We start from the raw sequence: 7105 nt of genomic DNA on the forward strand, positions 1-7105 counted from the left end.
CCTGCTCATCAGAACGTCACCCGATGCCCCTTAAACCTGCACACGCCCTGCCGCATGCGACGTTCGCTGAACCTGCCGCAGGGCTTCCCGTGCCATTGATACAGAAAGGCTATCCCATGAACCACCCCATTTATGCTTCAGCAACCCGCTGGGTTTGCACGCAGTGCCACCGCCAGTACAGCGGGGCTAAATCCTGTTCTTTCTGCCGCAGCGCGCTGTTCAGCGTGCCGCTCCTGACCCGGGGCATGCGCGATGGACGGTAAGCAACCCGTGGCTGACGCGCGCCTGCGCCTGCTTCGCGCGGCGACTGCTCCGTATCCGGCATTGCTCGCGCAGCGCGCAACGTGCCCGTTACCGGCTCGAATGCTATGGGGCAGATCTTCCGCTGCCGCCATGCCAATCCTGGTGCTGCTCAGTCAGCACAGCATTTACCGCCCCCGGCACGATCGCTCGCGGGAATGCCAGACCGGCGCGCTCCTTGCCCTGGCCGGCGAGGCCTGGTCAGCGGTTCATCCCGCTGGCATCCGGTGCCTGTTATCCTCCCCCGTCTGGCTGCAGGTTAGCCGGGAAGATACCGGATCTTATCCCCTGCAATACGCGGCCCTGGTGCGTGAGGTCATGCCGCTGTCACCGGTTCTTCAGGGAGGGTGAGCGTGTACTTTACCACCACCATCAGTTACGCCATCGGTGCCGGCGGCAGACGCGTGCGGGCTTCAGCGCCGGGCCTCAGCGACCGGGTTCTGTATGTCTGTGAAGGCTGCGGTGGCGGGCTGCTGCTGACGACCCTCGATGGCGTTCGCCAGTTTGTGCACAGCCTGCACAACAACGTGGCGATCGTAAAAGCGGCGACGTGTCCGCGCATGCCCCGCGAGCGCAGGCGCACGCCCCGCCAGGCCACCGTGACGCAGCGCTGGTACTGCATACCGTGCCGGAGCCGCTGGTACGGGCCCCGGATGTGCCCGTACTGTGAGGACGATCAGTGCGCCATACCGGCACACGGTGATTATTGACCATCCCCGGAACATTTTTGAGGCGAGGTCACTAAGCCTCCCTCTCCATTTTCAGCAAAGGTAAAACATGAACATGATGAACATTCACGCCGCGGGTGCGGCCAGTGAACAGCCCGTTACGCCGGAGGGAACCTGATGGAGCCGGTAAAGATTATGTATGCCCTGGACGAACACGGTGATCTGGTTTATGCGCAGGATGCGTGGTTTATCTGGCGTCATTACTGCGTGCTTTGCGGTGCGCTGATGGTGCCTGTGGCCGAAGCCGTGTTCGATTTCGACCACTTTATTCACGATCCGGATGCAGCCTCACCTGAACAGAAGATCGTATGTCCGCTGCTGGAGAAGGCTGACCACGCCGACGACAGCGACAGCCCACTCCCGTAGTGCCCGGGCAGGATACAGGGGACGATCGGCCGATCCTCCCCGTTTCCTGCGATATCCCTAACCCCGCTGTTCACATGTCACCAGGCTGCCCGTGCCGGGACGCCTGGCGCCTGCATGTCGTATGGCGGTAAGGAGAACCACGATGTATGCCAAATCTTTCATAGCCCTTGACGGTCATGGTCGTCTCACCGGAGCCCGAACGGCACAGCGGTATCCGTATGACCGCTACACCTGCCATCTGTGCGGCAGTGCGCTGCGTTACCATCCTGAATACAACAATGAGCGACCGTGGTTTGAACACCGGTCCGACATGCTGACAGATAACGGGGATCAGCATTGTCCGTATGTCAGACCAGAGCCTGAGGAGGCCTGTCTTACCCGGAAACTTAAATATTATGTACCCCATGCCCGCCCGCTTGTTTACCAGTATGACTGGCACTGCAGTGGCTGCGACAGCCATTACCATGGCGAGCACTACTGCCTGTGTTGCCGAACCGGTGAGTTCAGCAGAATGCTCTCTGAGCGGAAATCCGGACGGCAGAGGTAAGGGGATGCGCCTGCTGAAATGTTATCTGGCAAATGACCGTGAAGGTCACTTTGTGACGGCCGGTGAGGCCATGCGCGCACAGGAGCAGATATGGGGCTGTGCTTCCTGTGGATGTCGTCTGGTACTGCATGCCGGCACTTTCAGCGACCCGGCGTGGTTTGAACACGATACGCTGGCCGTGGCCCGGGATGTGCTGATGAACTGCGCTCATCTCGACCCGGAAGTGAAAGCGGAGGCCCGGCACAGGAAGCTGCGCAATATGCTCAACGAACTGGATGCAACGGTAATGACGCTGTCCTGGTACTGCGCGTGGTGCGGTGACCATTATCATGGTCTGAAGCACTGTTACCGGTGCCAGACCGGTATCTACTGCGTATTCCGCTCTATTCGATCACGGATTGGCATCGAAGTTCGATCAGCGATTCGCCTCCATTCGATCAACCGGGAACTTAACTTTTCCTACTGCTTTTTAACCTGTTTTTTCGTCGCTTTCCACTGCCGGTTTATTTTTCCTCATTGACTCTCCCTGGAGTACCAGCCTGTGCGCGTTATGCACCAGCCTGTCCAGGATCGCATCTGCCGTTGTCGGGTTCTCCATCAGACCGTGCCACTTGTCTACCGGGAACTGGCTTACTACGATGGTGCTGCTTTGTCCGTAGCGGTCTTCGATTATCTCCAGCAGGTCGTTACATTGCGCGTTGCTCAGCGGTTCCAGACCCAGATCGTCCAGTATCAGCACCTGCGTTTTCTGCAGCTGTTTAAGATGCTTCAGCCAGCTGCCGTCAACACGCCCCTGCGCCAGCATCTCCAGTAGCCGTCCCGTACGCCAGTACTGCACGCTGTGTTTCTGTCGGCATGCCTGCTCACCCAGCGCATTGGCTATCCAGCTTTTTCCGCACCCCGTCGGGCCGGTGATCAACAGGCTTTTCTTGTGGGTGATGTAGTGACCGTTCAGCAGTTCCCGCATCTGTTCGGCCCGCAGACCCCGTGAGACCGGGTAATGCAGCCCCTCCGGGGCTGCCTGGTACTTCAGGTTGGCGCTTTTTCTCAGCCGCGCAACACGACCGTTTTCTCTGTTCAGCAACTCATCATCGGCCAGCAGGGTCAGCCGCTCCTCGAACGACAGCTCCTCGTAGGTCTGGGGCGTTTCTCGCTGGCGTATCAGGCTACCGGCCATCGCCGGTAGCTTCAGTTGGGTCAGTTTGTTTAACAGGTTATCGCTCATACAGTCGGTTCCTTTGGTCATCTGTTAGTGGTAGTAGCCCGGGCCCGCGCAGGTTTTCATGCTCAGGTGAGGTCATGGAGTGCTGTTCGCTCTGACGGGATAACGGCAGCTCCTGGTTCTCACGATGGTGGCGCAGCAGGTTGTCGATGAACCGTCTGTCCGGTGCGTTATAGTGCCAGGCGACGCAACTAGCTTTTTCCAGTCGCTCTTTTCCGTATTTTTTCTGCAGCGCGGTCAGACCGAGTACCGCGCGGTAGGCCAGCTCCGGATGAGCCTTTGCTTTCAGCATGGCGTCAACCACCCTGCCGGTGAACGGGCCGATGCTGCATCCCATCTCGATCAGCCGCTCCGGTGTCCATGTCCCGTGCCCCCGGTGTTGAGCAGGCATATGCAGCGGATTGGTGGTGTGCTTATACTCATGCGAACTGCGCAACGCACTGACCCTTGTGCCAGACCTGAACCACCGTCTGACCCGCTTTCAGCGACAGACGCTGACCGACCAGTTCGTGCGGGACCGAGTACCAGTGGTGGGCATATTCAACGTGGTAGTCAGGACCGACCTTCACCGCTTTGTATTCGGTGTACTCATACGTCGCCAGAGGCAGCGGTGAGAGTGCCGGCGCATCCAGCATGCGGAAGCGCTCTGCGCGGGTCTGGTTGCCGTACCCTTTCATTGGCCGGTTATTCATGTCCGTCAGCAGCTCCCGAAGGCGGGTATTCAGCGCCCTGAGCGTGTAGAAGGTTTCATTGCGGATGCGGGCCAGCAGCCACCTCTCGACGATGAGGACCCCGTTTTCCGCCTTCGGTTTGTCTTTCGGCTTATAGGGGCGGGCCGGGATGATGACGGTACCGTAGTGCTCCGCCAGCGCCTGGTAGCTGTCGTTGATGACCGGCTCGTAGCGATCGGCCTTTTTCACCGCGCTTTTGAGGTTATCGGGGATAAGCAGCTTCGGTACGCCGCCCAGGAAGGTCAGGCAGCGGCTGTTGGCGTTCAGCCAGGACATCATATCCTGGCCTTCACACGCCTCGACGTAGGTGTAGTTGGATGCTCCCATCACGGCCACGAAGATGGCCACACGGCGTATTTCTCCGGTATCCGGGTTGACGACGGGGACCGTCGGGCCGCAGAAGTCGATAAAAAGCTTTTCACCGGCGCGGTGCTCCTGGCGCATGGAGAGGCGGCGCGTTTTTTTCCACTCCCGGTAGCAGCGGCAGAAGTGGGAGTACCCCATAGCCAGCTCACCGGCCTGAGCCTTGTACTCCATCCACAGCAGCTGGCGCGTCACGCCTGGCTTTCTCATCTCAGTATCGAAGTGAAGCAGGTCAGGCATAACCAGCTCTGACGCAGAGGCACTTTTGGCCGGGAAGATACGCTTTTCAAGGGCCGCGTGGGATATGGCTTCAGGGAGGGGCCATGGGAGAGACGTGGCTTTAAAGCGGGAGAGCACCTCAAAAACGGTTGATGCACTGATTTTCAGCGTCAGTGCGATGCAACGGTTGGTCAGCTTCTGGTCGAACTTAAGCTGAAGGATCTTAAAACAGGTTTCCATGGAACTCCTGGCTTTTCTCTTTTTGGACATCGATATCTCCATTGGCTTAAAACAGCAATGAAGACTGTGATGGAAAGAGTTAATTCCCGGAGTGAGCGACAGGATGCCAATCAGTGATCGGATGCGTGCCAAATCATGATCGATTGTGATGCCAAACCGCGATCGGAGATGCATGCCAAATCATGATCGATTCGAATGCCAAACCGTGATCGATTCAGATGCCATTTTGCAATCTACAGCATCGAAGAAGTGAACTGGCAGAGAAACTACTGCTGCAGTATCAGGTAGTCCCCCTTCCTTATGAACCCGATACCGCCACAGAGGGGGCCTCCCTGATTTAATCCAGAGAGAGTTTGCATTGTGAATCAATCTTATATCCGGGCGTCTGATGCTGTCAGCGTGCGTTTCTGCAGCGGGCCGTTAACCATGGACCGGGACTGGTGGCACTCATCGTTACGCCTGGATTGCCGTACCGCGAGAGTATGGCCGATTACCGGTCTGCATATCGAAGTCAGGCAGCGAACTGGTGAATCAATCGAACTTTTAGGTGGCTGGCGGATCTTATCGCTACAGTTTCTTCCGCATCGGATCCCCATAGCAAAGCAAAAGTTTAAAATCACCAACGGGTCAGCTTACAACAACGCGCTCAGGCAGCATGATTCGATCACAGTCTGGCTTGATGAATCAGCTATTGCAGCATGGACTGACAGTGCACAGCCTGAAGGCCGTAGCCGATCTCTCCACTACACCGATATGGCGATCACCCAGGTTGTGATGAAGCGCGCGTTAAACCTGCCGCACCGGGCTTAGCTTCATTGACTCGATTTTTACCTGATGGTTCTGCCTGCGCTGACTACTCTCAGGTCAGCAAACGGGCAAAGCGCGCCAACATCAGCATAAAGAGGTCAGCCCGGGGGGAAATCTCGACTCTGGTTATCGATGCTACTGTCCTGAAGGTCTTCGGCGAAGAGGAATGGAGAGCCGGGCTACATGGGGCTGGCTGGCTGGCTGGCTGGCGCAGAGTATGGCGCAAACGTCATCTGGTCGAAGAGGGTGCGTCGGATGAGATGAGACTGACCCCGAAGAGCCAGTTCGTTTTTTGTGCGCTGGCTAAAATCATCACAGTTTCGCGCCATTTTATCTCATCATCTTTACTTATTTTCTATGCCGTATCAGAGGTTCGTTTTATTTCTTTGCAGAAAGCTTTTTACGCAGAGTCGTTGCCCGACGCTGCACACCCACTTTAGGATTCATTGCAAGTGCCTGTTCATAGGCTTCCAGAGCATCAGATAACTGTCCGGGCAATTCAAACGATTCACCCCTGACCCTGTGTGCTAACGCTCCCTGGTCATATCTTTCCAGAGCCCCCTGCGCAAGAGCTGCATCAGCGATGCTCCGGGCTTTCCTGGCGCTTTCCTCAGCAGGAACCGTCTTAAGCAATTCCTGCCTGGCAGCAATATAAATGTAAGCGCTACGGCAATGACGTCTGTCGACGCCTCTTTGATCCGCAGATGACAGAATCGGCATCCCCACGCCAGCGGGTAATCTACGCCATGCTGTTCAGACTCGACCTGGTTCAGTGCTCACTACAACCCGGTGCCGGCGCATTTCTGCTTGTCGTCCCTGAGCTGATGGTACTGGGCGATACGACAAGATACCGAGTTATAAATCTTTCAGTGAAAAGTCAACGTTAAGAAATAATCAGTCACATACGTTTTGTGTGAAATTATACAATAAGAAAAATAAAAAAAAGCCGCACGGGGCGGCTGCTGGTAAATCTAAACGTCCAGACAAACAGGGAATAGTGTGGATATACAACAAACGCTTCATTGTTTCATGTTGAGGGACGCTGGCAAGTGGCCTTGACTGGTAATTTTATATATCAAAATGATTTATTTTTTTCGCTGGCGGTATGTTGCGTCATTCCTTTTATAAATCCGCATTTTTTGCACACTGGCGTTTTGACAAATATTGTAGCTTAGCGCCCCTCAACCGAAATGGCGTTACGGTGAGTGAAAATGAGAGCATCTTTGAGTCAGGCGGTGGACGCCGTAGCGCCATCCCGGTTGCGGTGAATCCCCCTGTGCGGCGGGGCAATTTAGCTGGCATTACCCAAACAAGCACACCTGAGAGCGGATCTGTAGTGGCTAAATACAGATTCACCTGGAGGCACCAGGCGCCGCAATTTATTCGATTTATGTACCTGTCGTTACCGGAGTGCAGAGTGCAGGGATGTTTAATGAGCGTTTTCGCACATTTGCATTTATATCACTCAGTCTCTGGTTTCCGGGGATCTGGCTTCTGAGGGTATTTTAATTCACCGGTACCTTTTTCACTGACGGGGTTAACACGCGTCAAGTCGGTCGCCTTATTCAGTACTCGTGCGGTA

The 7105-nt window shown here is 56.0% G+C and carries 8 protein-coding genes and 2 pseudogenes; 6 read left to right on the top strand and 4 right to left on the bottom strand.

What is annotated here, in order from left to right; all coding sequences use genetic code 11:
- Positions 1-130 precede the first annotated feature (130 nt).
- Complete coding sequence (locus EXW94_RS00695; protein WP_174339287.1) at positions 131-325, bottom strand: hypothetical protein; 195 nt, start codon at positions 323-325, stop codon at positions 131-133.
- A 38-nt stretch (positions 326-363) separates the two neighbouring features.
- On the opposite strand from EXW94_RS00695, the gene EXW94_RS00700 reads away from it, so the two are divergent.
- The 5 genes from EXW94_RS00700 (at position 364) to EXW94_RS00720 (ending at position 2461) form a co-directional block, all read left to right on the top strand.
- Positions 364-651 (top strand): hypothetical protein, encoded by a 288-nt coding sequence (locus tag EXW94_RS00700; RefSeq protein WP_174339288.1) that lies wholly within the window; start codon positions 364-366, stop codon positions 649-651.
- A gap of 2 nt (positions 652-653) precedes the next feature.
- Positions 654-1010 carry a hypothetical protein gene (locus EXW94_RS00705; RefSeq protein WP_050862696.1) on the top strand — a complete coding sequence of 119 codons (357 nt, stop codon included), beginning with the start codon at positions 654-656 and terminating at the stop codon, positions 1008-1010.
- Between the two features lie 135 nt (positions 1011-1145).
- Positions 1146-1394, top strand: a complete 249-nt coding sequence (locus tag EXW94_RS00710) for a hypothetical protein (RefSeq protein WP_050862697.1) — start codon at positions 1146-1148, stop codon at positions 1392-1394.
- 142 nt (positions 1395-1536) lie between these two features.
- Positions 1537-1941 carry a putative zinc ribbon protein gene (locus EXW94_RS00715; RefSeq protein ID WP_174339289.1) on the top strand — a complete coding sequence of 135 codons (405 nt, stop codon included), beginning with the start codon at positions 1537-1539 and terminating at the stop codon, positions 1939-1941.
- Positions 1823-2461 carry a zinc-ribbon domain-containing protein gene (locus EXW94_RS00720; protein ID WP_254797798.1) on the top strand — a complete coding sequence of 213 codons (639 nt, stop codon included), beginning with the start codon at positions 1823-1825 and terminating at the stop codon, positions 2459-2461. Before EXW94_RS00715 ends, EXW94_RS00720 begins: the two co-directional genes overlap by 119 nt.
- Here the strand turns inward: EXW94_RS00720 and istB are convergent.
- Positions 2411-3166 carry an IS21-like element helper ATPase IstB gene (istB, locus tag EXW94_RS00725; protein WP_174339291.1) on the bottom strand — a complete coding sequence of 252 codons (756 nt, stop codon included), beginning with the start codon at positions 3164-3166 and terminating at the stop codon, positions 2411-2413. The genes EXW94_RS00720 and istB overlap by 51 nt on opposite strands.
- Before the next feature lie 24 nt (positions 3167-3190).
- Positions 3191-4716, bottom strand: a pseudogene (gene istA / locus EXW94_RS00730) (IS21 family transposase).
- A 594-nt stretch (positions 4717-5310) separates the two neighbouring features.
- Here istA and EXW94_RS28140 point away from each other — a divergent pair.
- Positions 5311-5786: pseudogene (locus EXW94_RS28140) on the top strand (transposase); the annotation flags it as partial.
- 115 nt (positions 5787-5901) lie between these two features.
- Here EXW94_RS28140 and EXW94_RS00745 read toward each other — a convergent pair.
- Positions 5902-6243, bottom strand: coding sequence for a hypothetical protein (locus tag EXW94_RS00745; protein WP_174339286.1), 342 nt, complete (start codon positions 6241-6243; stop codon positions 5902-5904).
- Between the last annotated feature and the right edge of the window lie 862 nt (positions 6244-7105).

The organism is Enterobacter sp. JMULE2 (assembly GCF_013337145.1).
Classification (GTDB): Bacteria; Pseudomonadota; Gammaproteobacteria; order Enterobacterales; family Enterobacteriaceae; genus Enterobacter; species Enterobacter mori.

Excerpts from the sequence above, each read along its gene's own strand:
- EXW94_RS00695 (WP_174339287.1), bottom strand. The coding sequence starts at position 325 with ATGCCGGATACGGAGCAGTCGCCGCGCGAAGCAGGCGCAGGCGCGCGT.
- EXW94_RS00700 (WP_174339288.1), top strand. The coding sequence starts at position 364 with ATGCTATGGGGCAGATCTTCCGCTGCCGCCATGCCAATCCTGGTGCTG.
- EXW94_RS00710 (WP_050862697.1), top strand. The coding sequence starts at position 1,146 with ATGGAGCCGGTAAAGATTATGTATGCCCTGGACGAACACGGTGATCTG.
- EXW94_RS00715 (WP_174339289.1), top strand. The coding sequence starts at position 1,537 with ATGTATGCCAAATCTTTCATAGCCCTTGACGGTCATGGTCGTCTCACC.
- EXW94_RS00720 (WP_254797798.1), top strand. The coding sequence starts at position 1,823 with ATGACTGGCACTGCAGTGGCTGCGACAGCCATTACCATGGCGAGCACT.
- istB (WP_174339291.1), bottom strand. The coding sequence starts at position 3,166 with ATGAGCGATAACCTGTTAAACAAACTGACCCAACTGAAGCTACCGGCG.
- EXW94_RS00745 (WP_174339286.1), bottom strand. The coding sequence starts at position 6,243 with ATGCCGATTCTGTCATCTGCGGATCAAAGAGGCGTCGACAGACGTCAT.